Below are 26,321 nucleotides of genomic sequence, written 5' to 3' on the forward strand. Positions count from 1 at the left end.
GTCAGGACGATGGACGCATGAGCGTCGTTTCCCCGCCGAGAGCCGAACGTGTCCGCAAACCGCACTGGTCGTTGGCGCGGACATGGCTGCTGCAGCCAGGGCTTCCCGGTGGCGATGAGGCGTTCGACACCGCGGTTGCCGGCAGCGCCGACGTAGTCGTGCTCGACATCGAAGACGGCCTGCCCGACAGCCAGAAAGCAGCTGGTCGCCGATCGGTCGCCGGCTGGTTGGACGCCGGGCAGCAGGCGTGGGTGCGGATCAGCTGCGTGAGCACGCTGGATTGGGCGGCGGACCTGGACGCCGTGGCGGACCTACCGGGATTGTCCGGGGTGATGCTGGCCAAGGCCGAGTCCGCCGACGACATCGCCGCGACCACCGACCGGCTGCCTGCGGGGACGCCGGTGGTGGCTCTCGTCGAGTCGGCCCTGGGGATCGAGTCGGCCCTCGACATCGCCCGGACGCCCGGGTGCTCACGGATCGCCTTCGGGGTCGGTGACTTCCGGCGTGACACCGGGATGAGCGATGACCCGGCGGTCCTGGCTTACGCGCGTGCCAGGCTGGTGATCGCCAGCCGGGCTGCAGCGCTACCTGCTCCGATCGACGGCCCAACGTTGCGTACCGCGACCGAGCACCTGACCCGCGACACGGGGGTGGCCAAGGCTGCCGGGATGACCGGACGGCTGTGTCTGGAGCTCGCCCACACCGAGACAGTCAATTCACTGCTGAGCCCGTCGCCACTGGAGATCGACGAGGCACGTCGCACCCTCGCGCGGCTGGACGCACCCACCGGTGTCTACGACGGCAGCGTCGGTCCCACCCGGGCCCGCGCCGAAGCGGTACTCGACCTCGCAGCCAAGCTCGGCCTGGTCTGACTGCGGAGCTGATCTCCTCGATCTGTAGTGAGAACGCACCGACGGTTTCGACGCGCGCCTGTCGTCCGCGCCGGCGGTTCGCGGAAAAATCGAGGAATGGCCTGACATCGACCCGGAGGCGTGGGTAGCGCCGAATGCGGTGATCGCCGGTGACGTGACGATCTGTGCTGGAGCCAGTGTGTGGTTCAACGCGGTGATCCGCGCAGAGGAGGCGCCGATCTGGATCGGGCCCGGTACCAGCGTCCAGGTCGGAGCGGTGCTGGACACCGAGGTCCACGCCCCGCTGCACATCGGAGCGGGAGTCGCCCTCGGCCACAACGCAACCTGCACGGATGCTGCGTGACCTGTATCGCGCAGCCATGCAAGGGGCCGGCGGACCGGCTCAGCTGCCCAGCATCCCGTCGGGGCACAACAGGTGATGCGGATCCAAGGCCTCCTTCACGGCCCGGTGTACCTCCATGCCCACCGGGCCCAGTTCGCGTTGCAGCCAGCCGCGCTTGAGTCTGCCCACTCCGTGCTCACCGGTGATGGTGCCCCCCAAACGAAGCGCCGCCTCGGTGATCGCGTCGAAGGCGGACGTCGCCGCAGTCCTGCTGACCGGATCCGACTCGTCGAAGATCACCGTCGGATGCAGATTTCCGTCCCCGGCGTGTCCGAACACTCCGATGGTCAGGCCGGTGCGCCGGGCGATGGTCTCGATGTCGGCAATCAGATCGGTCACGGCGGTCACCGGAACGCATACGTCGTCGAGCAACCAGTCGCCCATCCGCTCCAGCGCAGGCAGTGCAAGCCGGCGTGCTTCGAGAAGCATGGCGCCCTCGGCGGCGTCGTCGGTGTCGACGATGTCCACCGCGCCCGCGGCGTTGCACAGTTCGGTGACGCGCTGCATATCACCGTGGTCACACTCCATCAGCAGCACCGCCGCCACTTCGGCGCCGAAGTCCATGTGCGCCATGGCATCTACGGCTTGGACGGTGGTGCGGTCCAAGATCTCGAGCATGCCGGGAATCACGCCCGCGCCGACGATGCCGGTGACAGCTGTGCCGGCGGCCACCAGTTCGGAGAACGTCGCGACCAGGGTGTGTGCGGGCCCGGGAACGGGTGCCAGCCGCAACGTGATCTCGGTGATGATTCCCAGGGTGCCCTCGGATCCGACGAACAACCGGGTCAGATCGTATCCGGCGACGCCCTTCACTGTCCGCCTGCCGGTCCGGAGCACCCGCCCGTCGGCCAGTACCACTTCCAGTCCGATCACGAAATCAGCGGTGACTCCGTAACGCACACAACACATTCCACCAGCATTGGTGGCAACGTTGCCGCCGATGGTGCAGAACGCGACGCTGCCGGGATCCGGCGGATAGAACAGGCCCGCGGCGGCGACGGCCGCGCGCAGATCAGCGGTGATCACGCCGGGCTGCACCACGGTCACGCGGTTGGCGGTGTCGATGTCGACTACCGAGTTCATCCGGTGCAGCGACAGCACCAGCGCTGCTGCGCTGGCATTGGCTGCACCGGACAGTCCGCTACCCGCACCGCGGGCGATGACGGGCACACCGTAGTCCGCGGCCAATCGCAGGCACGTGGACACCTCGGTGGTGCTGCGCGGAATCACCACCGCGGCCGGTAGATCGGCGTCGGTGAGTCGCGACTGGTCACGGGTGTAGGCGGCGGTGACGTCGGGGTCGGTCAGTACCGCACCGGACGGCAGCGCGGACGTGAGCGCCGAAATGCAGGCTTCGGTGCGGGTTTCGTGTGTTGTCGTCATGCGCGCTGCTCGAGCAGCATCGTCTTGATGGTGCGTTTGACGATTTTGCCGTAGCCCGATTTCGGAATCTCGTCCCAGACGTGTACCTGGCGCGGCAGCTTGTAGCGGGCGACGCGTTCGCCCAGCCAACCTGACAGTTCGTCGATGTCGATGGTCATGCCGGGTCCGGGAACACAGATGGCGACACCGATCTCGCCCCACACCGGATCCGGCATGCCCAGCACCGCGCACTCCGACACCGACGGGTGCTGCAGCAGCTTCTCCTCGATGTCACGCGGGTACACATTGGATCCGCCCGAGATGTACATATCGGAGGCGCGGCCGGTCACGTAGAGGAAACCGGTCTCATCGAGCAGTCCGAGGTCCCCGGTGCGAAACCACCCGTCCCGGAAGGCCTGTGCGTTGGCCGACGGATTGTCGAGATATCCCGCGCACACCGCCGGACCGGCCACGCAGATCTCGCCCTGAGTGCCCACCGGCAACTCGGTTCCGGCGTCGTCGCAGATCGCGATCTGGATTCCGGTGCGCGGAACTCCGCAGGTGCCGATCTCGACTCCGGCCGGCGACGGGTGATCATGCAGCCGTGGCGGGAGCACGGTGATGTTGCCGGTGACCTCGCCCAACCCGTAGTACTGCACCAGCACATCCCCGAGGACCTCACGCGCGTGGCGCTGGTCCGTCGCATACATGGGCGCTCCGGCGTAGATGACATAACGCAATGACGAGTGGTCGTACTTCGCGGCTGCCGGGTGTTCGGCGAGCAGTTTCAGAATGGTCGGAACCGTGAACATGTTGGTGACGCCTTCGCGCTCCACCAGTTCCCAGATCTCGTCGGCGTCCATTTTCGAAGACGTGGTCAGCACCGATCGCGCGCCGGTGGCCACCTGTGGCAGCAGGTGGATGCCCGCGCCGTGCGACAGCGGGGCGACCACCAGCGACACGTCGGCCTCTGTGGTGGCAGGCATCAGATCGCACAGGTGGTTGGTGACTACGAAACCCATCTGATCATGGGTCAGGACAGCGGCTTTCGGGGTGCCGCTGGTTCCGGAGGTGAAGAAGTACCAGGCGTGGTCGCCGACGTAGACCGCGGCATTGGTGGTGCCGCCGGTGTTGGATTGCGCGGCGACGGAATCGGGCTGGTGCGCAGGGGCGTTGAGCCACAGAGTGCCGGCGGGAAGATCCACGTCGCCCGTCACAGCGCCAGCGTGATCGGCGAAATCCGCGTCGCAGACCATCGCGACCGGCCGGCAGGTGCGGGCGATTCCAGCCACGTCGGCCGGTGTGAGTCGGACGTTGGTGGGTGCGATGACCGCGCCCACGCGCCAGATGGCGAACAGAGTCTGGACGTACTCGGGGTGGTTGCATCCGTGAATCAGGACACAGTCGCCCTTTCCCACGCCGCGTTCGGACAACGTGCGGGCCAATGCGCTGACTCGTTGATCGAGTTCGCGCCAGGTCCACCGGGTTTCGCCGTGCACCAGCGCGACGTGCTCGGGCAGACGCCGCGCCGTCTGGGTCAGGAACTGGGCGAGATTGACGGCACGGAGCCGGTCTTCGGTCATCGGTTGCTCTCCAGGACGGTTGCGTAGTTGGCGACGGCGGCACCGCCCATGTTGAACACGGCCGCGCGGGAGGCTGTCGACAGCTGCATGTCGGCGGCTTCGCCGACCAGCTGGCGAGCAGCCAGCACATGCTGGGACACTCCGGTGGCACCAACCGGGTGTCCCTTGGCCTTGAGGCCACCCGAAACGTTGACCGGAATCCTGCCGTCGCGTTCGGTGAGGCCTTCCTCCACCACGGTGGCGCCCTTACCCTGCTCGGCGAGCCCGAATGCCTCGTACTGCATCAGTTCGGCCTGCGTGAAGCAGTCATGCGTTTCGATCAGGTCCAGGTCCGACAAGGTAACGCCGGCCTCGGCCAGCGCTCCGGCGAAGGCGTTGCGAGCCCCGTCGAAGAACAACGGGTCACGGCGACGGGCCATCGGCAGCGGTTCTGCGGCCTGCGCCCGCCCTGCGATGCGAACCGAGCGGCGCGCTGACCGTGCGACGTCGGGGTTGGCGATCACCAGGGCCGCCGCGCCATCGGAGACCATGGAACAGTCGGTGCGCAGCAGAGGGCCCGCGACAACCGGATTGCGGTCCGAAGCCGTCGAACAGAATTCGAAGCCGAGGTCCTTCTGCATGTGCGCCCACGGGTTGGCCACTCCGTTGCGGTGGTTCTTGGCGCTGATCCGCGCCAGCGCGTCATGGTGCTCGCCGAAGCGGGCGGCGTAGTCGGTGGCCAGTTGGCCGAACACACCGGCGAAACTGCCTGCGCCGGATTCGGTGCGCCGATGGGCGGCACCCAGCAGGACGTCGTTGACGGTGCCGGCGTCGGCGTGCGTCATCTTCTCCGCGCCGATCACCAGGGCGGTGCGTCCGCGTCGGGATTCGATGAGATCCAGTGCGCCGAAGACTGCGGCACTTCCTGTGGCGCACGCATTTTCCAGACGGACCGCGGGGATGCGGGCAAGTTCGGGGTGGCCGACGCCCACCAGCGCCGCTTCGAAGCTCTGGCGGGAGAAGCCGTTGTTGAAGACGCCGACGTAGATGGCGTCGATGTCGGACGCACTGAGTCCGGCGTCGGCCACGGCCGCCAGCGCCACTTCGGCCATCAGCGACTCGACGTCGGGGTGATGTTCGAGCTTGCCGAACTTGGTGTGGGACCAGCCGATAAGCCGGGGGGTGTCCGCGATCATGCCATCAGTCTCCGGGTGGGGGTGTGACGCACACCACCGACTACAGTCGGACAGAACTCGGACGCATTTCGACAAAGCGAGAAAGGGCCAGGACAACGGCGACGATGAGCGATCGCGGTAGACGCGAGCTCGAACAACTTGTGGATGACCTGGCCGATCGACTGCAGCGGTCTGTCGTCGTGGACGACCCGACCATCCGGCTGATCTACTCGAGCAGGCATTTCGGCGATGAGGACCAACAGCGCATCCGCGCGGTGCTCCAGCACGACGTGGGTGGCGCGGCGACCGCGCACATCCTGGGTTGTGGTGTCGAGGGCTGGTCTGCTCCCGGCCCCATCCCCGCCCGTGACGATCTGGGAATGGCACGTCGGTGGTGTGGGCCCCTGCGTTGGCGCGGCCTGTTCCTCGGTGTGCTGATGGTCATCGATGCCCAGGCAACCTTGACCGGCCAGGACATGATCTACATTGCCGATTGCTGCGCCGACATCGCTGCACTGCTCTACCGGGAAGCGGCACCCGGTGGCGGATTGCGCGACGCCGCGGTGGCGGACGCCGTATCCGATGACGCGTCACGCCGGACCCGCGGTGTCGCGGTACTACGCGATGACGACACGTTCCGCGACAGTGGTGCGTGCACCGTATCGACGGTGCGGGTGCTCGGTGCCGTCGACACGATCCGAGTCGAAGCGGTGTTGCGTTCGGTGCTCGACATCCTCTCGAGGGTGCGCACGGCGACAGTGGCCTACGCGGTGCACGGCGCACATGCCACCGTGGTCCAGATGGGCTCCTCGGCTGACGCCGCGAGCACCCAGGCGCTGGCCGCGGCAGTGTGTGAACGCACCGCCACCACGGTGGGTTCGCGCACGGTATGCGGGATCGGCGGACCGCGACATGATCTGGGTGAAGCGTGGAAAGCCATGCGTGACAGTGAGATCGCAATCGAAGCGGCGACAAGGGTGCTTAGTCTGGGTGACGTCTGCCGGCACGAGGAGTTGGGCCCCTACACGATCCTGATGCGGTTGCCCACAGCGGAGTTGACGGCCGAGCTGTTGCCCGCGCCGCTGGTCGCCCTGTTGGCGGCGGATTCCGGGGGTGCGCTGACGCAGACCTTGGCGGCCTACCTCGAGCATGCGGGCAACAGTCCGCGAACGGCGCAGGCGTTGCACATCCACCGAACCTCGCTCTACTACCGCCTGGGGCGCATCCGCGAACTCACCGGCGTCGACCTCGACGACGGCAGGACCCGCCTGAGCTTGCAGTTGGGCCTCGCGGTGCTTCCGCTGCTGGGGGCGTGACGAGCGCATTTCGACAAAGTGAGGATTTCGTGGCCGGCAATCCCTCTCGACGTTGGTGGTGTGCGTCGTCACAGCGGCCCGATACTCGCTGTGCTCGCCGTCACACACTCTGACCGGCGATTCACTCCACAAAGAACGAAGGCACGGATGAGCCCAACCGCCCATGGTTCGACGCAGGCCCGCAAAGTCGTTGCGGCCAGCCTGCTCGGCAACACCATCGAGTACTACGAATTCTTCATCTACGGGCTCAGCGCCTCGTTGATCTTCAACAAGCTGTTCTTTCCCTCGTTCGATCCGGTGGTCGGAACCCTGTTGTCGCTCACCACTTTTGCGCTTGCCTTCGTCGCGCGACCCATTGGCGGTTGGGCGGCAGGTCATTTCGGTGACCGCATCGGCAGGCGGGCCATGTTGGTCCTGACTCTGTCGGGCATGGGGGTGGCGACCACGCTGATCGGGCTCCTACCCACCTACGAGACCATTGGCGTTGCCGCCCCGATCCTGTTGTCGGTACTGCGGTTCGCGCAGGGCTTCTCGCTCGGTGGTGAGGCCAGCGGCGGGTTCCTGATGGCGCTCGAGCACGCCCGCGGCGGCAAACGTGGCCTGTTCACCGGCATCGTGGGCACCGGGAACGTCTGTGGTCTGTTGCTGGCCAACGGCGTGTTCCTCGCGATAACGCAACTGCCGGAAGCCGCCCTGATGTCGTGGGGTTGGCGCATTCCGTTCCTGCTGTCGGGGTTGCTGGTGATGGTCGCCCTGTACATCCGGTTGCAGCTCGAAGAAAGTCCGGTGTTCGAGGCGGCGCAGCGCACCGGGACCGTCAGCGCCAGCCCGTCGGCGGAACTGTTCCGGCACCACTGGAGACGGGTCATCGGCGTGGCGTTGGCCAACATGCCCACCAACGTCATCTTCTACTTCGGTTCAGTGTTCTCTCTGACCTATGCGGTGCAGCAAGGTGCAAGCCGGTCGATGGTGTTGACCTCGATCATGGTGACGTGCGCGGTGCTCATCGTCGCGATGCCGTACTTCGGTGCACTCGGGGATCGGGTGGACCGCAAGAAGATCCTCCTGGTGGGCATCGCCTTGATGGCGGTGGTACCTTTCGTGTTCTTCCCGCTGCTCAACACGGGTCACCCAGCCCTGGTGCTGCTCGGTTTCCTGTTGCTGTTCGCGGGATTCGCCGCCAACTACGGCGCATTGAACGCCTTCCTGCCGCACCAGTTCCCGGCCCGGCTGCGGTACTCCGGTGTGGCCATCGGCACCAACCTCGGCGGTGTCTTCGGAGGGGCATTGGCTCCCATCATCGCCACCGCACTGCTGGGAAGGTACGGCAGCTGGGTGCCCATCGCGGTCTACCTGTTGGTCATCATGATCGCGGCAGCGATCGCCACGGCGCTGCTGAACGAGCGCACGGACGCCCTGGACGACGCCGCGATCTATGAGGAGCCGCCCACCGACGGGGATGTCCAGACCAGCCAGCCGGCCACCGCATGACAGCCACCACGGTGGGGTTCATCGGCCTTGGCGCCATGGGACTTCCGATGGCGCAGCGGGTTGCGGCCGGCGGTCACGCAGTGATCGCGGTCGAGGCGAGTCCGGTGCGAAGCGAACTGGCTCGAGCTGCCGGCATCACGCTGTGCGACCTTGCCGACCTGGAGCGTGCGGACATCGTTGTCGCGATGGTGGCAACCGCTGATCAGCTGTCCGCCGTACTCGGCGGCCAAGCGGGTGCGTTCTCGGTGATGCCGGCGGGAACCACCTGCGTGGTGATGTCGACCGTGGGGCCGGCCGCTGTGGAGAAGGTGGGGGCCCAGGCGGCCGAGCGTGGCATCGACGTGCTGGACGTCCCGGTCACCGGTGGCGTCAATGGCGCCGAGCGCGGCACGCTGACTCTGCTGGTGGGTGGCGACCCCGATGTGGTGGGGCGGGCGGAGGCCGTGCTGGCATGTATGGGCTCGATCTTCCTGTGCGGCAAGCAGGTTGGCGACGGTCAGTCGGTCAAGGTGGTCAACCAATTACTGTGCAGCGTCCATCTGGCAGCGGCGGCGGAAGCCCTGATGCTGGCTCAGCGGCTCGGGCTGGACTCCGCACGGGTGCTGGACGCGGTGAAGTCCGGCGCGGGTGGTTCCTGGATGCTGGGTGACCGCGGTCCGCGGATGCTCCAGCCAGACCCGCCGTCTCTGACAATGTTGGACATCTTCGTCAAGGACAGCAACATGGTGGCCGAAGCCGCGGCAGACGCCGGTTTCAGCGCGCCGATCCTGGAAGCCGCCCGCGAAAGATTCCGTCGCGCCGCCGACGCCGGCTACGGCCGCGAGGACGACTCAGAGGTGCGTCGTGCGTATCTGTGATCCGGCGCTCACACTGCGTGCGCACGCCAGTCAGCAGTGCGCTCGGGTGATGCTTCGGCGAGCGCCTTGACCGTGTTCTCGGCATCAAAGTCCTTGCCGTACACCGGAGTACCAGGCTGTTGGCGCCATGATTCGGAGATCGGGCCGGCATCCACCGGGTCGAAGCCGAGTTGATCGACGATGCCGTGCACCAGGTCGCGCCCGGCGCCGTCCTCTCCGGCGACAGGCAGCGCGATGCGGCCGGGCGTCCCGCCCGGTGATCCGCTCTCCAGCAGGTGTTTCCACCAGATGCCGTTGAACACCTTGAACACCGGTGCGCCGATCTGCTCGGCAACCCAGGCGCTCTCGACTTGGCCGCCCTCGATCGCGGCGATCTCACCGTCTCGCTGTTGCGGGTAGTAGTTGTTGGTCTCGATCACCGGAGCGCCGGGCCGCCGCGCATCCACTATGCCGTCGGCGAGGTCCGGGACGTTCTTCTGCGGAATGCTCACGATCACGAGGTCGGCGTCGGTCGCAGCGTCCTTGGCCCATACGGCCGTCGCGCCTGTCTCGTGCGCCAGATCCGCGAGTGTCTCCGGAGAGCGGGAGTTGGCCACCGCGACATCGTGTCCCAGCTCGCGGAGTCGACGGGTCAGTGTGCCGCCGATCAGTCCTGCCCCGATGATGCCGATCTTCATTGGTCGCCTCCGTGTGTTTGTCGGGTGTGACGCGCAACGCGGTCCAGTTGTCGTCTATTCCTCCAGGGCTGTTTCCTAGGGAAACACCTAGTTATCCGACACTCCTGCCAACCATTAACGTCCCTGTCCGGGAGGGAGAGGTCCGACGGCGGGCCACTCCATCGGCAGGCGACCGAGGCGGGTAATCGTGGGGGCAGACGGGACAATAGTGCGCCGTGTGGTCAGTGCTGTGGTCGCCATGTGCTTGGCAGCCGGAACGGTGTCGATGCCTACTGCGCAGGCTGATGACCCACTGGCGCCCATCAAGGCGCGCGTCACTGAGAATCGGGCCAGAACGGTCTGCGGCCCGTTGACCTACAACAGTGCACTCGAAGGTGCGGCCCAGTCTCTGGTGCGAGCCGCAAACGCACAATCCTTCCAGGTCACGGGATACGACGGCACGACGGTGAAGTCCTGGGGTTACGGTGATCCGCAGGCCGAGGCCATCAACCGAGCCTTCGACAATGGTGCGTGGCAGAACGTCAACAACTGCAACTTCACCGAGTTCGGGGTGGGCTTCATCCGCGACGAGGAGTTCGAAGAGGACACTGTCGGTATCGTCTTCGGCGCGCCGAAGACCGCCACGCTGCCACCCGGACCCGATCCCAACACAAACCCGACCCTCACTCCTATTCCTGCTGCAGAGCCGCTGACGCCGCCCAAGGTGGCGCCGACGAATGCGGTGCAGGTGTCATTCGGCCGGGGTGGGTTGCAGTGGACGGTGAATGTCACCAGCACGGCTGACATTCCCGGAACCTGTAGTTATGCAGCAAGCAATCCGATGCTACCGGGGGTCAATCGGAACTTCACCATCGCCCCCAACGGCAGGGCCGGCTTCGCTGTTGTTGCTCCGCCGCCGCTGTCGGTCTATCACGTCGTGGTGGCGTGCAGCGGCCCCTTTGACGGCAAGACCGTGGAGTTCGGCCGCGTCGAGCAGGATGTGAGAGCGTGATGAAGACCATCCAGATCGCCGCCATAGCGTTCGTCTTTGCGGCAACGTCCGCCGTGGTGAACGCGCACGCGGAGCCGAGCTGCCCAGACGGATACACCCCGGACAGCGGAGGCTGCGTCGCGCGTTTGACCGCGGTCAGCGCAGACAGCGCAGAAGGAACCTTGACCGGCACGCCGATCGGCGGCGCGACACCGGTCACCATCTTCGGCGAACAGCGCTTCTATCTGCCTTCGGCCGGATTCGGAAGTGCGCCACCCGATCTCGTCGCGCAGTGGGACGCCGCCATCGCCGGGGCCGGCCCCGGCGCTCCTTCCGACCCCAACTGGTACGGAGAAGGCAAAGCCGCCGCGTTTCTGCCCAGACAGCTCAACGATCTGGCGGCACGGCTACCCCCGGGCACCATCGTGGTCCGCGGTGAGCCCGACCCAACGGACAGCCATCTATTCGAGTTGCAGTCGATTCAGCCGGTCGCCTGACCTCCCACAGTGGGCGTTACCGCCACGGGTGGCGGATCATAAATTCATGGTCGACGGATCACGCCTGTGCGGTCGCGAAGCCGAAACGCAGGTGTTGACTCAATTCCTGGCCGATGTCAATGAGCCGGCTGCACTGATGTTGCAGGGCGAACCCGGGATCGGCAAGACGACGTTGTGGCTCGCCGGGGTGGCGCAGGCCCGTGAGCGTGGATTCCACGTTCTCGTCACCCGCCCGGCTGCGGCGGAGTCGGAGCTGTCCTACTCTTCGCTGGCCGACCTGTTGAGCAGTGTCGATGTCGATGCCTGGTCCACCTTGCCGGATCCACAACGGCGCGCGGTCGACCACGTTCTGCTGCGGAGCGAAACCGGCGAGCTGCCCACCGATCCGCGCGCTGTGGCGGCAGCAACGTTCTCGGTGCTGCAACGCTTGGCTGCGGACTCTCGGGTGCTGGTGGCGATCGATGATCTGCAATGGCTGGATACCTCCAGTACGCATGCAGTCGCCTTCGCATTGCGGCGACTCACCGGACGGGTCGCGGTGCTGGTAAGCACCCGCAGTGACCGCGACAGCACAGCCGCAACCGCGTGGCTGCAACTAGCGGATCCGGATGCAGTTCAACGGATCTCTTTGCAGCCGTTGGACATGAGCGAGCTGAATACCGTCATCACCGGCCGTGTCGGCAGATCGTTTCCGCGAACGACAATGCAGAAGATCCATGAACTCTCACGAGGCAACCCGTTTTACGGCCTGGAACTGGCGCGGTCACTGGACGAACACAGCCTCCTACCGACGTCGCTGCCCGCATCCTTGGCGAACGTGGTGAGCAGCCGCGTCGCCAGCCTCGCTGAGGACGTGCGGGAGGCTCTGCTGGCCGTGGCCTGCCTGGCAAACCCAACTGTCGAGCTGGTTGCCGATGCGGTGGCTTCTGACGCCGAGAGCCTGGTGACATTACTCAAGGGAGCGGAAAGCTCTGCCATCATCGAAATTACAGGTGGACGAGTGAGTTTTGTGCATCCGCTACTCGCTCGCGGCGTCTATATCGAGGCAGGACCGGTGCTCCGTAGAGCGATGCACGCGAGGTTGGCCAACCTCATCGATGAACCCGAGGCACGTGCACGACACCTTGCTCTCTCCGTCACGCGCGCGTCCCGGGGAACCATCGAAACGCTGGACATTGCAGCCGAACTGGCCCGCAAGCGCGGGGCGCCGGCAGCCGCAGCCGAACTGCTCGATCTCGCACTGGGGCTCGGACCGCAGGGTGATACGCCGGGCCGCCGGATCCGCGCAGCGAGTCATCATGTCGCGGCGGGCAACTCCAGCCGAGCCAGGGATCTCCTCAACGAAGCCATCGCGCAATCCCGGCCGGGGGGTCTGCGCGCGTGGGCCCTCATGCTGCTGGCCGTCGTGGAACTGTTCGACAACAGCTTCCTCGACGGCGTCAGGGTGCTTGAGCGCGGATTGCAGGAGGTCGGTGAGAACCTGGCTCTGCGCGGACTCATGTTGGTCACGCAGTCGTTCGCGCTGATCAATGTTGGCCGAACCGCCGAGGCGTCCGTCAAGATGGAAGATGCCGTTCTGGTTGCAACCAGCTCAGGGGCCTCGGCGTTACTCGGGCAGGCCCTCGGCATGCGCGCCATGGTGCGATTTCTGCAGGGTGGCGGCCTCGACGACGCCGACCTGCATCGTGCGCTGGAACTTGAGGACACCGAAGCGGACATCCCGATCGCGTTTCGGCCCATCGTGCAGAACGCACTGCTGTGGGGCTGGTCAGGTCAACTCGACCAGGCCCGGGACGCGCTGGCCACCATTCGGCGCGGCTGCCTCGAACGCGGGCAGGAGAGTGAGCTGGTCTTTGTGTCCTTCCACGCATGCTTTGTCGCGGTTTGGCTGGGGGACTTGGAGGAAGCCGCCAAGCTCGCCGAGGACACTGTGGATCGGGCACAACAGTTGGGCGGCAACGTCTCCCTGTTCATCGCCCTGACGACTCGCGCTGCGGTACGGGCGTACGCTGGTCGCGAGGTCGATGCTCGAGCTGACCTGACCGAGGCCTTGGCCGCCAATGCACGCAGCGGATTTGCGGCCATGCGCGAATGGCCGACGACGGTGCTCGGCTTCTTGGAAGTGTCGTTGGGTAATTACCGGGCGGCGCTGACAACCCTGGCCCCGCTGATCGCTCGAGTGACTGCAAACCCCGAGGCGACGGAGATGAGTACCGCGGCCTTCATCCCGGATGCTGTTGAAGCACTGATCCACACTGGGCGACTGGGCGAAGCTGAGGCGTTGATCGACATGCTGGAACGAAATGGCCGCCGACTCGATCGCCCGTGGATGCTGGCGGTGGGCGGACGTGGTCGGAGCATGCTCCTGGCCGCCCGTGGAGAGTACGACGCGGCTCTCCGCGTCGGGGAATACGCGCTGGTGGCGCACAATCGAATCGCGATGCCCTTCGAACGTGCGCGAACACTGTTGACTATCGGCATAATCCAGCGCCATCGGCGACACCAGCAGGCTGGGGCGGCATTCCTCGACGAGGCGCTGAACGTGTTCGAGCAGTTGGGAACCGAACTCTGGGCGGCCCGCACGCGTGCCGAGATGGTCGTCCGGAACACCCTCACCCCGGCAGAACAGCGAGTCGCCAGACTGACGGCATCTGGAATGACGAACAGCGAGGTTGCCGCAGCGCTGTTCGTCAGTGCGAAGACGGTCGAGTTTCATCTTGCCAGCGTCTACCGCAAGCTCGGTATTCGCTCACGGGCCGAACTCGGCCGGCTCATGCGTGAAGGTGACTAGTTTTCTAGGGAATCACCTAGTTACCCCCGGATTTGCCACTGACTAACGTCGAGTGCAGGAACGCGCGACGGGGGATTCCGAATGGGTAAAACGGTTTTCGAGTATCTGGGTACCGGTGTGGCGATCGCCGGCGCAGGTATCTGCATCGCCGGTGCGACGGGTGTGGCATACGCCGAGACCGAGCCGAGTGATCCGTCGTCGGCTTCGGAGGCCGCGGGCACCGACAGCGCCGAGGAATCCGAACCCGCCGATGACGCGGAGCAGACGGATGAGGATCCCCGGCCGAGGGACGAGGAGCCCGAACCGAGGGACGAGGAGTCCGAACCGAGGGACGAGGACAGCTTCGAAACCGTGAGTACCTCGGTGGACGAGCCGCAAACGCCGGATTGGCAGACGAACTTGTCGCAGTCGTCGGATGAGACAGAGCCAGGTGATGGGTACTCCGCAACCTCGACGAAGCAAACGGAGTCCACCGTCGAACTCGCCGAGCAGGATACGACCGAACCCACACCGGATGCGACTGAACCCGTTCGGGAACCGGAACCCGAGCCCGAACCCACCGGACCCGTCACCGCGATCGAGACGGAACCCGTTCCCACTGCCACTCCGACAGAAGCAGTTGAGGAGAACCATGCGCATCTCCACACCGCAGCGACCGGCCGCACCGCGAACGCGACGGTCACTGCCAATCCGGTGGAGAATCTGCTGGTTGGTGTGCTGACCTTCTTAGGGCTCAATACCCCTGAGGCTCCGGACAATCCGCTGGGTGCGCTGGTTTGGGGGCTGTTCCGTCGCATCGAGAGCTCTCTCGGCGTGGTGCCCAGGCCGGGGGATCCCACGGTGAACGCGCCGACCGCCGAAGGTGTTGTTACCGGCGAGGTCGGTGTGAAGGGGACACCCGGACTACCCGTGACGTTCACCGGCACCGTGGACCCCGCACAGGGCACAGTGGTCTTGAAGCCCGATGGCTCGTTCACCTTCACGCCCAGCCAGACTGCTCGTCTGGCTGCCGGTGCGCCCGGTGGTGCCGTCACCGCAACGTTCACGGTGACGGCGAGCAACGGGCTGGCCGCCACCAACACCACTCTCACCGTTCCGGTCAGCCCACTGGAGGCGGGCACTGTGCTCGCCACCATAAACGTGGGCGGGTATCCGTCGGAGATGGTGGTCAGCCCAGACGGAGCCTCGCTGTATATCGCCGCGCTGGTTGTCGACCTCGGGGCCGGCACCGGCACCTATGTAGTCAAGGTGATCGACACGGGCACCAACACCGTCCGCGCCTCGATTCCCCTTGGCGACAATGGGTTGACAGACCTCGCACTCACCCCGGATGGCACCTATGCCTACGTCACCACCTTCGAGGACAAGGCAGTGGCGGTGATCGACACAGCCACCAATACGGTCACGGCGACCATCCAGGTCAACGGGTCACCGTCGGAAGTGGCCTTCACGCCGGACGGTGCGTATGCCTATGTCACGAACTCCAGCTATCCGTTCGGGTATGTGGCGGTGATCGACACCGCCACCCAGACGAAGATCGGTGAGATCCCGGTGAGCTTCAGCCCGAGTGGTCTTGCCATCGCCGATACACCGATGAACGCCTTGGCCTATGTCGCCCAGGGAAATGTAGACGGTGCGTTCACGGTGAGGGTGATCGACACCGCAGTGAACATCACCGTAGCCACGATCAGCCTGGATACCCCAGCGGGCGCGATGGTGGCCAGTCCCGACGGCTCGCACGTCTACATTAGTGACAACAGCACCGAGGGCCTGCTGTATGTGATCGACACCGCCACCAACACCATCGGACACACCATCGTGTTTCGCGACTGGTTGTCTTCACCGGTGGTGAGCCCTGATGGAGCCCGCGTCTACGTCCTCGAGCACTCAGACGAGCAAGTCGAGGTGCGGGTGATCGATACCTCGACAGGTGCCGTGTTCCGAGAGCCGCTCACGGTGGGCGACTTCAGTGGTCTGGCGGTCAGCGCCGACGGCAGTATGTTGTACGCCGCCAACTCCACTGACGACACCATCTCGGTGATCTACACCGGCAACCGGGCCGCCGACGGCGCGGACGCGTGATCGGCCTATCCCTGCAAGCACTGCAAGTCTGATGGCGAACACCCGACGAGATCAGAGATTCTCCACGACCACTGGTTCGATGTTCTCGTTTGCAGGCAACTCGAACCCGAAAATCTGGGCGTAGAAGGACAACTCGGAGTCCAGTGCACGGCGGATGTTGACCGCCTGGCGGAACCCGTGCTGTTCGCCCTCGAACGGCACGTACGCCACGGGCACACCCTTGGTGCGTAGCGCGCTGACGATCATCTCGGCCTGATTGGGCGGCACCACTTCGTCCTCGAGGCCCTGCAGCACGATCAGCGGACGGTCGAATCCGTCGACGTGGTGGATCGGGGAGCGCTCGATGTACAGAGCGCGGCGCTCGGGATACGGGCCGATGAGGCTGTCGAGGTAGCGACTCTCGAACTTGTGTGTCTCGGTGGCCAGTGCCTCGAGGTCGGCCACTCCGAAATGGCTGGCGCCGGCGGCAAACGTGTTCCGAAAAGCAAGGGCAGCAAGGGTTGTGTAGCCACCGGCTGAGCCGCCGCGGATGCACAACTTGGCCGGGTCCACGCGCCCCTGCTCACCCAACCACCGGGCAGCTGCCTCGCAGTCGTCAAGATCCACCACACCCCACTGTCCGCGCAGTTGGTTGCGGTAGGCCCGACCGTAGCCGGTGGACCCCCCGTAGTTGACGTCCACCACCGCGAAGCCTCGGCTGGTCCAGTACTGCGTGCTGAGCAGCAACGTGGGGCGGGCGGCGCTGGTGGGCCCGCCGTGGATCAACACCAGCAGCGGAGGCAGCTCCCCAGGCTCTGGGGTGACCTCGGGGTTGGTCGGTGGATAGAACAGGGCGTGAGCGGTGCGCCCGCCGCTGGTGGGAAACGAGATCGCTTCAGGTGTCGAGAACCAGGACTGGTCGAGACCGAGTTCGCGTGGTGCGCGCAGTATTTCGGTGCCCGTCACGATGCCGGAACGGTCGACTGTCACCGACACCACGGCCGGCTCGGTGGTGGCCGAGGCGCCGACGAAGACGATGCGGCCACCCTCGGCCTGGATCGACGTGAACGACGTGTATGGCACGTCGAGGTCCACCACGGAGCCGTCAGCCAGTCGCAGCGCGAGGAACCCGAGCCCGTCGCGGGCTGAGGTGAACACCGTGCGTCCGCCTGACAGAAAGGCATAACTCGACAATCCGAAAACCCACTGTGCACCGCCGATCTCAGCGTCCATGGCCACCATGGACTCGACTTGCCCAGCGCCCGGCACCCACCTGTAGAGGTTCCACCAGTCGGATCGATCGGAGATGAACCAGAGGCTGCCGTCGTCGGCCCAGCGAGGACCGGTCACCGACTCACCGCCAGGGCGGCCCGCCACCACCTGCGTGGTGTCCAACAGTGGACCGGCGTCGCTGTTGTGCAACTCGGCCACACACAGCTCGGTGCCATCCCACGGCATGTCGGGATGTGACCACTGCAGCCAACACAGCCGTTGGCCGTCGGGTGAGATTCGCGGGTCGGACACGAAGTCCGGGCCGGTCACCACCACCCTCGGAGCAAGCTCGCCTGCGACGTCCAGGACGACGATCTCGTTGACGACATCGGCTGGTCCGCCGCCGGCGGGATGGTGCTCACGGACCACCAGGACCCAACGGCCGTCCGCCGTCACACAGCCGTCGGCCCAGCGGTCTCCGCGCGGCACCTGCGGCTCGGGCGTCACCGGTACCGGTGCAGCGGACCCGGCGACGGTGTAGAGACGTTGGTCGGCCCAGTCGGTGAACCACACGGTGTCGTCGGACAGCCACCACGCACCTCCGCCGTACTCGTGGACGGCGGTGCGGGCGTTTGCGCTCGCAGGCAGCAGGTCGACGGCGGGACCGTCGCCGGTGCGTCGGACCAACTGCGTGCGACCGCCCTCCAGCGGTCGCAGCTCAGACCACACTACAGCGTCGCCCAGCAGACGGACATCGCCGAGCCCGGCGGCGGCGCGCACCACCAGTTCGGAGGTCACCGGTGTGGGCCATGAGCCGAAGGTCGCCATGGTGGTCCAGCCTAGGCGTCAGAGGGATGCCCTCACCACGATTCTGATGGTGGTCGCGTTGTGCCTTCCGACGGTTCTCGCCCTGGGCGTGATTGCCCGGGATGACGTTCGGCCTGGTGCCGCCGGTGCACCTTTGCATGTCGTTAACGCCAGTGTGCTGAAACCAGAAATGGTCCAGGTCGACTGTTCATCGGCAGATGACAGCGATGGAAGGACGTCAACGATGATCGATCTGGCAGGTCAGACGGCGATTGTGACGGGTGGGTCACGGGGGATAGGCCGGGCCACGGCCGTGAAGCTGGCGCAGGCCGGTGCGCGGGTGGTGATCGCCGATCGCTCCGACCATGCTGCGGACCCAGCCACGGCGACGTGGAAGGCGATCGTGGACAGCGGTGGGCAGGCGGAGTCGGTGGCGCTCGACATCGCCGATTCCGACGCGGTCGATGAGGTGATCGGACAGGTGGAGACGCAGTACGGGCTCGACATCCTGGTCAACAACGCCGGAGCTCTGCTCGCAGGATCGCTCGCGGACACCGATAACCAGACGTGGCATCAGCAATTCCGCGTCAATGTCGACGGCACGTTCTACTGCATGCGGGCGGCGGTGCGCGCCATGCTTGCGGCGGGTCGCAAAGGCAAGATCGTCAACGTCACCTCCATCAGCGGGCTGCGCGCCAATCCCGGTTTCGCGGCTTACTGCTCCGCCAAAGCCGCCGTGGTGAACCTGACTCGGCAGGCGGGAATCGATTACGCCCCAATGGGAATCAACATCAACTCGGTCGCTCCCGGATTCGTGGAGACCGAGATGACCGCCATCTATGACAGCTCTATCCGAAATGCCCTGGAAGGCCAGACCCCCAACGGCAAATGGGCCACCTCCGAGCAGATAGCGGACGCGGTGCTGTTCCTGTGCTCCTCGCTGTCGGATCACATCGTCGGCGAGATCATGGTGGTCGACGGCGGCTGGATGGTGGGGACGCCCGTCGTGCTGTGAACACGGGGCCGACCGTGCCGCCACGACTTTCGTTAGCCTTCCTTACGTCGATCCACAGGAGGCGTGATGGCACGGGGCTCACGAGGCTTTCAGGGCGTGATGCTGCGCGGGTTCGGCGCCCGCGACCACGAGTCGACAGTGCTGGGCAAGGAGTTCCTGGCCCCGCACCTGGTCCGAGTGCACCTCGCCTCACCGACGCTGTTCGACGAGGTGATCGCCGAGCCCACGTCGTGGCTGCGGTTCTGGTTCCCCGACCCCGCCGGCTCCGACACCGAATTCCAGCGGGCCTACACCATCGCCGACTGCGATCCCGGCGCCGGACGCTTCTCCATCGACATGGTGCTGCACGAACCGGCGGGCCCCGCCTCCACCTGGGCTCGAGATGTGGAACCCGGCACCAGCATCGCGGTGATGTCCATGGGGTCGCGGGGCTTCAACATCGCCGAGGACCCCGCCGACCGGCCAGCCGGTTACCTGCTGATCGGGGACTCGGCGTCCACCCCGGCGATCAACGGCATCATCGGCGCCGTCCCGCACGACATTCCCATCGAGGCCTACCTCGAACAGCACGATGACAACGACGCGCTCATCCCCCTGGCTGAGCATCCCCGGCTGACCGTGCACCGCGTTCCGCGCCGCGATGCGGCAACCATGGCGGCTGCTCTGGAATCGCGGGACTGGTCTAACTGGTACGCCTGGCTGGGGCCAGAGGCCGGTTCGTTGAAACACCTGCGCACCCGGCTGCGCGACGAGTTCGGCTTCCCCAAGCAGGAGGTCCACGCACAGGCCTACTGGACCGAGGGTCGTGCCATGGGTACCGACCGCAGCCCCGAACCCGAGGCAGCTCCCCCAAGAGCGCAACGCCCGAGCGACCCCAGGGACAGTGGAAGGCCAACGCCGGCGGCCGACTGTTGGCGCCGCTGAAGACTTCACTGATCCTGTCCGGGGTTCTGCAAGCCGTGATCACCCTTGTCGAACTGGCGCCGTTCGTCCTGTTGGTGGAGCTGGCCCGGCTGCTGCTCAGCGGCGCCGACGCCACCCGCCTGTGGACGCTGGGCATCGCGGCGGTGGTGCTGCTGGGCGTCGGCACCACGTGTGCGGCCGGACTGGCGCTGTGGCTGCACCGACTGGACGCCGTGTTCGCCAGAAACCTGCGCGGCCGGCTGCTGACCAAGTTGGCCCGGCTGCCGCTGGGCTGGTTCACCACCAGGGGATCGGGCACCGTCAAACAACTGGTGCAGGACGACACCATGGCTCTGCACTACCTGATCACCCACGCGATCCCGGACGCGGTGGCCGCGGTGACCGCTCCGGTGGCGGTATTGGTCTACCTGTTTGTGGTGGACTGGCGCATCGCACTGGCGCTGTTCGTCCCGGTGCTGGTCTACATCGTGCTGATGTGGGTGATGATGGCGCAGTCCGGACCCAAAGTGCTCCAGGCACCCCGCTGGGCCGAGCGCATGAACGGCGAGGCCGGCGCCTACCTCGAGGGCCAGCCTGTCATCCGGGTCTTCGGTGGTGCCGCTGCCTCGACTTTCCGGCGCAGACTCGACGACTACATCGACTTCCTGGTGTCGTGGCAGCGGCCGTTCGTGGGCAAGAAGACATCGATGGACATCGTGACCCGGCCGTCGACCTTCCTGTGGCTGATCCTGGCTGTCGGCACGCCGCTGGTGGTCTCGGGTGGGCTCGACCCGGTGAATCTGTTGCCATTCCTGTTGCTCGGCACCACCTTCGGAGCTCGCCTGCTCGGTATCGGCTACGGCGTCGGCGGTGTCCAGGGCGGCTTGCAGGCCGCCCGACGGATCCAGAGCGTGCTCGACGAAACAGAACTGGCGGTCGCGGACGGACCTGCAGTCGCGCCTTCTGACAACTCCGTCGAATTCGACGGCGTGACGTTCGGTTACCGCGCGGACGTCCCGGTGATCGAGGACGTCACCTTGACGCTGCGCCCCGGCACCGTGACCGCACTGGTGGGCCCATCGGGATCGGGCAAGTCGACTCTGGCGGCATTGGCCGCGCGGTTCCACGATGTGCAGTGCGGAGCGATCCGCATCGGCGGCATCGACATTCGCACCCTGTCGGCCGACGAACTCTACCGCCGTGTCGGATTCGTGTTGCAGGAACCGCAGTTGGTGAACGGAACGGTAGCGGAGAACATCGCGCTGGCCGCTCCGGACGCCGGACAGGACACGGTGCAGGCCGTTGCGCGCGACGCCCAGATCCACGAGCGCATCGCGGCGATGCCCGACGGCTACAGCAGCATCCTCGGCGCCGGGTCCACCCTGTCCGGCGGCGAGAAGCAGCGACTGACCATCGCCCGCGCTCTGCTGGCAGACACCCCGGTGTTGATCCTGGACGAGGCCACCGCGTTTGCCGACCCGGAATCGGAATACCTTGTGCAGCAGGCGCTCAACCGGCTCACCCGGGATCGCACGGTGTTGGTGATTGCCCACCGGCTGCACACCGTCACCCAGGCCGACCAGATCGTGGTGCTCGATCACGGCAAGATCGCCGAGGCGGGTACCCACGAGGAACTGCTGGCTGCCGGTGGACGCTACCGCGCACTGTGGGAAACCGGGCAACCCGTCACCGCCGAGGTCGGTCGATGATCCGCACACTGCTGAGACTGGTGCCTGCTGACCGGCGCAACAGGGTCGGGGTGTACGTAGCGTTGACCGTGGCATCGGTGCTGCTGCGCGCGGCAGCCGCGGTGCTGCTGATTCCCTTGGTGGCTGCGCTGTTCGGTGATGATCCATCGCGGGCATGGGGATGGCTGGGATGGTTGACGGTGGTCACCGTCGCCAGCTGGGGCATCGACACCGCCACCGCCAGAATCGGTTTCGATTTCGGCTTCGCAGTTCTCGACAGCAGCCAGCACGACATGGCCGACAAGTTGCCGGATGTCACGCTGGACTGGTTTGGACCCGAGAACACCGCCACCGCACGACAGGCGATCGCCGCAACGGGCCCCGAACTCGCCGGAACAGTGGTGAATCTGCTGACACCGCTGGCCGGTGCGATCCTGCTGCCCGGCGCCATCGGTGCGGCGCTGCTCGCGGTGTCGGTGCCGCTGGGGCTGGCCGCACTGGTGGGTGTCGCGGTGCTCTTCGGCGCACTCTGGCTGTCGGGGCGGCTGGGGCGTAAGGCGGATGAGGTTGCCGGCGAGGCCAATACCGCGCTCACCGAGCGGATCATCGAGTTCGCCCGAACCCAACAGGCGCTGCGCGCGGCGCGACGGGTGGAGCCCGCCCGCAGCCTCGTCGGCACGGCGTTGGAGAAGCAGCACGGCGCCACCCTGAGGCTGCTGACCATGCAGATCCCGGGACAGCTGCTGTTCGCCCTCGCCAGCCAGATCGCCCTGCTGGTGTTCGCGGGCATGACGGCATGGTTGACGATGCACGGCGAATTGGGCATCCCCGAAGCCGTCGCGCTGATCGTGGTGCTGGCCCGATATCTCGAACCCTTCACGGTGATCAGCGAGCTGGCCCCGGCCATCGAGTCCACGCGCGCGACGCTGGGCAAGATCCGGGCCGTGCTGGACGCGCCGGTACACACCTTCGGCACCCGGACTCCGGGTTCTGATGCGCCTGCCATCGAATTCGACGACGTCCGTTTCGGTTACGGTGACACCCAGGTACTCGACGGTGTCAGCTTCACGCTGGCGCCGGGTAGCACCACCGCCATCGTCGGCCCGTCGGGCTCCGGCAAGAGCACCATGCTCGCGTTGATCGCCGCTTTGCACCAACCCACCTCGGGGAAAGTGCTGTTCGGCGGTGTCGATCTCGCCGAGATGACCGCCGATGCCCGCCGCGCCGCGGTCAGCATGGTGTTCCAGCATCCGTTCCTCTTCGACGGCTCGCTGCGCGAGAACATCCTGGTTGGCGATCCGGCCGCCGGCGAGGACGCCGTGGCGACTGCGATGCGGCTGGCCCGGGTTGATGTGCTCACCGCCCGGCTGGCCGACGGAGATGCCACCAAGGTGGGAGAGGCCGGGTCGGCCCTGTCCGGTGGTGAGCGACAGCGGGTCAGCATCGCCCGGGCGCTGCTCAAACCGGCTCCGGTGTTGCTGGTGGACGAGGCCACCAGTGCACTGGACTCGGAGAACGAGGCCGCTGTCGTCGACGCGTTGGTCGCCGACCCCCGGGCGAGAACCCGCGTCATCGTCGCGCATCGCCTGGCCAGCATCCGGCACGCCGACCGGGTGCTCTTCGTTGAGGCAGGCCGCGTGGTCGAAGACGGCAGCATCGACGAGCTACTGGCCGCGGGCGGGCGATTCGCCCAGTTCTGGCAGCAGCAGCAGGCAGCGTCGGGCTGGCGGCTGCAACCCAGGTAGTCCACCCTGCGGTGGCTGTAGAAGCAGGTAGTCAGGTGCGGCCCACACGGGCGCAGTCGGGGCAGCATGGTCGTCGTGGGCACTAGCGACGAGAACTACGACGCTGCCCTGTGCAGACTGCCCGACGTCTACGCCCGGGCGCTGCGGTACATCGATGCCGGCCTGCCTGCCGACGAGATCTGCGCGCATCTGCGGATCGAGGCTGAAGCTCTGGAGCCCCTGCTGGATCTTGCGCGCCGAAAACTTCGGACCGAGTTGTCTCGCACCTAAGGTGAGCAGATCCGTTTTTGGCTAATGTTTGGCTGGTGATCGAGGCATGGCCACTGACCGGCCGGGACGAGGAGATCGCCATGATCTCCGAGCTGGCAACCAGTTGTGAATGGCGTGGGATTCTGCTGGCAGGACAGGCTGGCGTGGGCAAGACCAGGCTGGCCCGCGAAGCCGTCGCCGTGGCCGTCGATGCCGGCTGGACCGTACGTCGCATTGCAGCTACAGCAAGCAGTCGCTGTATTCATCTGGGCGCATTCGCCCAGTGGATCGAAGATGCCGAAGGTCCACCCCTGGCGATGGCGCACCGGGTCATCACCGCCTTGACCGCAGGCGCCGACGGACGCCGGTTGTTGGTCTCGATCGACGACGCGCACCAACTGGACGAGCTGTCGGCGCTGGTGGTGCATCAACTGGTGCTGCAGCGATCGGCAGTCGTGATCGTCACCGTGCGCTCCGGCGCACCCGCGCCGGAGTCCGTGACCGCCCTGTGGAAAGAAGGGCTGCTGCGCCGAATCGAACTGCAACCACTGTCGCGCTCGGAGTCCGCTGCGCTGCTGGCAGCGGGGCTCGGCCTGCCCCCGGACCAGGACTGCATGGACCGGATGTGGCGGCTGAGTGCGGGAAACGCGCTCTTCCTGCGTCAACTGGTCGATCAGGAGCAGCAGGCGGGCCGGCTTGTTGCGCATCGAGGCCGGTGCCGATGGGTCGGCAGCGCCGAGGTGACGCCGTCTCTGGTCGAGTTGGTGGAGCGCCAGATCGGTGCAGTCTCCGACCCGGTGCGCGCCGTTGTCGACCTGGTTGCGGTCGCCGAACCGCTGGACTATGCCTGCCTGGCAGGGCTTGCCGAGCAGTCGGCCATCGAAGAAGCCGATCAGCGGGGCCTGATCCGGGCGTCGGGTGACGTGGTGCTCGTCGGTCACCCGATCTACGCGGAGATCCGGATGAAGCAGTGTGGCCCGCTCAAGCTGCGCCGGCTCCGTGGTCTGGTTGCCGGCGCCTTGACGGGGGAGTCGGATCCGGCCACCAAGCTGCGCCGCGGTCTGCTCTGGATGGAATCTGACCTGCGGCCCGACAGACAGGTGCTGACGTCCGCGGCCGCCGCAGCCAGCATGCTTCTCGACTTCGAGCTGGCCGCGCGGCTGTCCAGCGCGGCCGAGGATGCGCGCGTACACCGCGCCTACAACCTGGTGCTATCCCAGCAGGGCGACGTGGCGGCACAGGTCATCAACACCATCGCGTCCGAGGACGCACCACAGTCGGACTTCATCAATGACGTGGTGCTGCGCGCCGCGAATCTGCTGTGGAACGCGCGTTCGCCACAGGAATCCTGGGACGTCATAGAGGAGGGTCTTGCGTGCGCCACCGGACCGCGTCGCGGACAGCTACTGGCCTTCCGTGCCAACCAGCTGATGCTCGCGGTCCGGCCTGCGGATGTGGTGGCGATGATGACCACGGCGGACTACGGGGCGCTCGATGAGTATGGCCAGGCTGTTCGGCTGTGTTGCGAGACATCGGCTTTGGCGGAGGTGGGGCGGACGGCTGATGCCATCACGACGTCCACCGCCTGCAATACCGTGCTGAGTTCGATGCAGCAGGGCAGCTTCCTCGGCGAGGCTCGTGTGGAGTTCCACTCTTTCGCCCTGGCCATCGCAGGACACGTCCGGGAGTCGCGCCTGGTGGCCGATGATCATCTGATCGCTTGTGCCGCAGGGCCGTCCAGTGCGCGCGCGTTGGCTGCTGCGGTGGCAGGTTCGGCCGCTCTGGCGGCGGGAGACCTACCCCGGGCACTTGAGCTGCTCCCATCCGAAAGCGCGGCCGACGACCCTGACAACGTACTGGCGAACAGCTTCTTCCGTTTCCACCTGCTGCGCACCCAGGTGCTGGCCCGCCTCGGTGACGTCGCCGCGGCCGAGCGGGCGTGGCAGGAAGCTCAGGCCGATCGCCATCCTGCCTACGTTCTGGTGGAGCTCAACGCGCTGCTGGCGTCGGCGTGGCTGTCGGCAGGTCGACAACAACTGGCTGAGGCACGTCGACTAGCTAGAAGGGCCGTCGAATTCACCTGTGCTCACGGCCAACTCGCACGCGAGGTGTTGTGTCTGCAGACTCTGGTTCAATTCGACGACTCCACCGTCGCAGAGCGGTTGGCTGAGCTGGCGACGGTGGTCGACGGCCCGAGGGCACCGTTGACGGCCCGGTACGCACGTGCTCTCGGCGACGACGACGCTGTCCAATTGGAAACCGTCTCCACCGAATTCGAGGAAATCGGCGATCTGCTCACTGCCGCCGACGTTGCCGCGCAGGCGGCCTCGGCGCACCGCCGCGCAGGCCGGGTGGGCAGTGCGCTGACCGCCGCGGGTCGGGCCGCAACACTGGCCACCCGCTGCGGCAATGCCATTAGCCCGGCTTTGCGGGCGGCTACCATCACGCTGCCCTTCACCCGGCGTGAGCACGAGGTCGCGATCCTGGTGGCGCAGGGCATGAGCAACCGCGAGATCGCCGAGGCGGTGTCTCTGTCGGTGCGCACCGTCGAGGGCCACATCTACCGGGCCAGCTGCAAGGCTGGAGTGGTGACGCGCGCCGAACTCGCCTCTGTGATCAATCGCTCTGTGTGTGCACCTGTTTCGGCGATCTAGTGTGCAGACCACCGGCGGAGTGGCTGACGAACTAG

The 26,321-nt window shown here is 66.3% G+C and carries 18 protein-coding genes and 1 pseudogene; 14 read left to right on the plus strand and 5 right to left on the minus strand.

Going from position 1 to position 26,321, the window contains the following annotated elements; genetic code table 11:
• Positions 1 to 17 precede the first annotated feature (17 nt).
• Together BVC93_RS13050 and BVC93_RS13055 are read left to right on the plus strand one after the other, a co-directional pair.
• Positions 18 to 872, plus strand: a complete 855-nt coding sequence (locus tag BVC93_RS13050; RefSeq protein ID WP_083737734.1) for an HpcH/HpaI aldolase/citrate lyase family protein — start codon at positions 18 to 20, stop codon at positions 870 to 872.
• A gap of 154 nt (positions 873 to 1,026) precedes the next feature.
• Positions 1,027 to 1,215, plus strand: coding sequence for a hypothetical protein (locus BVC93_RS13055; RefSeq protein WP_192860307.1), 189 nt, complete (start codon positions 1,027 to 1,029; stop codon positions 1,213 to 1,215).
• A gap of 39 nt (positions 1,216 to 1,254) precedes the next feature.
• Here BVC93_RS13055 and BVC93_RS13060 read toward each other — a convergent pair whose 3' ends face one another.
• The 3 genes from BVC93_RS13060 to BVC93_RS13070 are packed head-to-tail and all read right to left on the minus strand — an operon-like array spanning position 1,255 to position 5,374.
• Complete coding sequence (locus BVC93_RS13060) at positions 1,255 to 2,637, minus strand: FAD-binding oxidoreductase (protein ID WP_083737737.1); 1,383 nt, start codon at positions 2,635 to 2,637, stop codon at positions 1,255 to 1,257.
• Positions 2,634 to 4,199 (minus strand): acyl-CoA synthetase, encoded by a 1,566-nt coding sequence (locus BVC93_RS13065; RefSeq protein WP_083737738.1) that lies wholly within the window; start codon positions 4,197 to 4,199, stop codon positions 2,634 to 2,636. Before BVC93_RS13065 ends, BVC93_RS13060 begins: the two co-directional genes overlap by 4 nt.
• Positions 4,196 to 5,374, minus strand: a complete 1,179-nt coding sequence (locus tag BVC93_RS13070) for a thiolase domain-containing protein (RefSeq protein WP_083737740.1) — start codon at positions 5,372 to 5,374, stop codon at positions 4,196 to 4,198. The genes BVC93_RS13065 and BVC93_RS13070 overlap by 4 nt, the downstream gene beginning before the upstream one ends.
• A gap of 104 nt (positions 5,375 to 5,478) precedes the next feature.
• Between BVC93_RS13070 and BVC93_RS13075 the strand changes: the two genes are divergently transcribed.
• The 3 genes from BVC93_RS13075 (at position 5,479) to BVC93_RS13085 (ending at position 9,017) form a co-directional block, all read left to right on the plus strand.
• Positions 5,479 to 6,669, plus strand: a complete 1,191-nt coding sequence (locus BVC93_RS13075; RefSeq protein WP_083737742.1) for a PucR family transcriptional regulator — start codon at positions 5,479 to 5,481, stop codon at positions 6,667 to 6,669.
• 147 nt (positions 6,670 to 6,816) lie between these two features.
• Positions 6,817 to 8,160 carry an MFS transporter gene (locus BVC93_RS13080; RefSeq protein ID WP_083737744.1) on the plus strand — a complete coding sequence of 448 codons (1,344 nt, stop codon included), beginning with the start codon at positions 6,817 to 6,819 and terminating at the stop codon, positions 8,158 to 8,160.
• Positions 8,157 to 9,017: an NAD(P)-dependent oxidoreductase gene (locus BVC93_RS13085; RefSeq protein WP_083737745.1), complete on the plus strand. Its 861-nt coding sequence runs from the start codon at positions 8,157 to 8,159 to the stop codon at positions 9,015 to 9,017. The genes BVC93_RS13080 and BVC93_RS13085 overlap by 4 nt, the downstream gene beginning before the upstream one ends.
• A gap of 8 nt (positions 9,018 to 9,025) precedes the next feature.
• Here BVC93_RS13085 and BVC93_RS13090 read toward each other — a convergent pair whose 3' ends face one another.
• Positions 9,026 to 9,694, minus strand: a complete 669-nt coding sequence (locus BVC93_RS13090; protein WP_083737747.1) for an NADPH-dependent F420 reductase — start codon at positions 9,692 to 9,694, stop codon at positions 9,026 to 9,028.
• A 265-nt stretch (positions 9,695 to 9,959) separates the two neighbouring features.
• Between BVC93_RS13090 and BVC93_RS13095 the strand changes: the two genes are divergently transcribed.
• The 4 genes from BVC93_RS13095 to BVC93_RS13110 all read left to right on the plus strand — a co-directional run bounded on the left by BVC93_RS13095 (position 9,960) and on the right by BVC93_RS13110 (position 16,034).
• Positions 9,960 to 10,685, plus strand: coding sequence for a hypothetical protein (locus BVC93_RS13095; RefSeq protein ID WP_157516897.1), 726 nt, complete (start codon positions 9,960 to 9,962; stop codon positions 10,683 to 10,685).
• The gene (locus BVC93_RS13100; protein WP_157516898.1) at positions 10,682 to 11,161 is read left to right on the plus strand and encodes a hypothetical protein; all 480 of its coding nucleotides are present in this window, start codon (positions 10,682 to 10,684) and stop codon (positions 11,159 to 11,161) included. The genes BVC93_RS13095 and BVC93_RS13100 overlap by 4 nt, the downstream gene beginning before the upstream one ends.
• 46 nt (positions 11,162 to 11,207) lie before the next feature.
• Positions 11,208 to 13,952, plus strand: a complete 2,745-nt coding sequence (locus BVC93_RS13105; protein ID WP_083741018.1) for a helix-turn-helix transcriptional regulator — start codon at positions 11,208 to 11,210, stop codon at positions 13,950 to 13,952.
• Positions 13,953 to 14,033: 81 nt separating this feature from the next.
• Entirely contained in the window at positions 14,034 to 16,034 is a 2,001-nt protein-coding gene (locus BVC93_RS13110) for a YncE family protein (protein ID WP_083737753.1), read from the plus strand.
• A gap of 51 nt (positions 16,035 to 16,085) precedes the next feature.
• Here the strand turns inward: BVC93_RS13110 and BVC93_RS13115 are convergent, their stop codons facing one another.
• The gene (locus BVC93_RS13115) at positions 16,086 to 18,053 is read right to left on the minus strand and encodes a S9 family peptidase (protein ID WP_083737755.1); all 1,968 of its coding nucleotides are present in this window, start codon (positions 18,051 to 18,053) and stop codon (positions 16,086 to 16,088) included.
• Positions 18,054 to 18,276: 223 nt separating this feature from the next.
• On the opposite strand from BVC93_RS13115, the gene BVC93_RS13120 reads away from it, so the two are divergent.
• The 5 genes and pseudogenes from BVC93_RS13120 (at position 18,277) to BVC93_RS13140 (ending at position 26,286) form a co-directional block, all read left to right on the plus strand.
• A complete protein-coding gene (locus tag BVC93_RS13120; RefSeq protein ID WP_083737757.1) occupies positions 18,277 to 19,047 on the plus strand; it encodes an SDR family NAD(P)-dependent oxidoreductase in 771 nt (256 codons plus the stop codon).
• Between the two features lie 66 nt (positions 19,048 to 19,113).
• A pseudogene (locus BVC93_RS13125) lies at positions 19,114 to 21,659 on the plus strand (ABC transporter ATP-binding protein/permease).
• Positions 21,656 to 23,383, plus strand: a complete 1,728-nt coding sequence (locus BVC93_RS13130; protein WP_083737759.1) for an ABC transporter ATP-binding protein — start codon at positions 21,656 to 21,658, stop codon at positions 23,381 to 23,383. Before BVC93_RS13125 ends, BVC93_RS13130 begins: the two are co-directional and overlap by 4 nt.
• Before the next feature lie 75 nt (positions 23,384 to 23,458).
• Positions 23,459 to 23,653: a hypothetical protein gene (locus BVC93_RS13135; protein WP_083741019.1), complete on the plus strand. Its 195-nt coding sequence runs from the start codon at positions 23,459 to 23,461 to the stop codon at positions 23,651 to 23,653.
• A gap of 35 nt (positions 23,654 to 23,688) precedes the next feature.
• Positions 23,689 to 26,286 carry a helix-turn-helix transcriptional regulator gene (locus tag BVC93_RS13140; protein WP_083737760.1) on the plus strand — a complete coding sequence of 866 codons (2,598 nt, stop codon included), beginning with the start codon at positions 23,689 to 23,691 and terminating at the stop codon, positions 26,284 to 26,286.
• The last annotated feature ends 35 nt before the right edge of the window (positions 26,287 to 26,321 follow it).

This window comes from Mycobacterium sp. MS1601, assembly GCF_001984215.1.
Lineage (GTDB): Bacteria > Actinomycetota > Actinomycetes > Mycobacteriales > Mycobacteriaceae > Mycobacterium.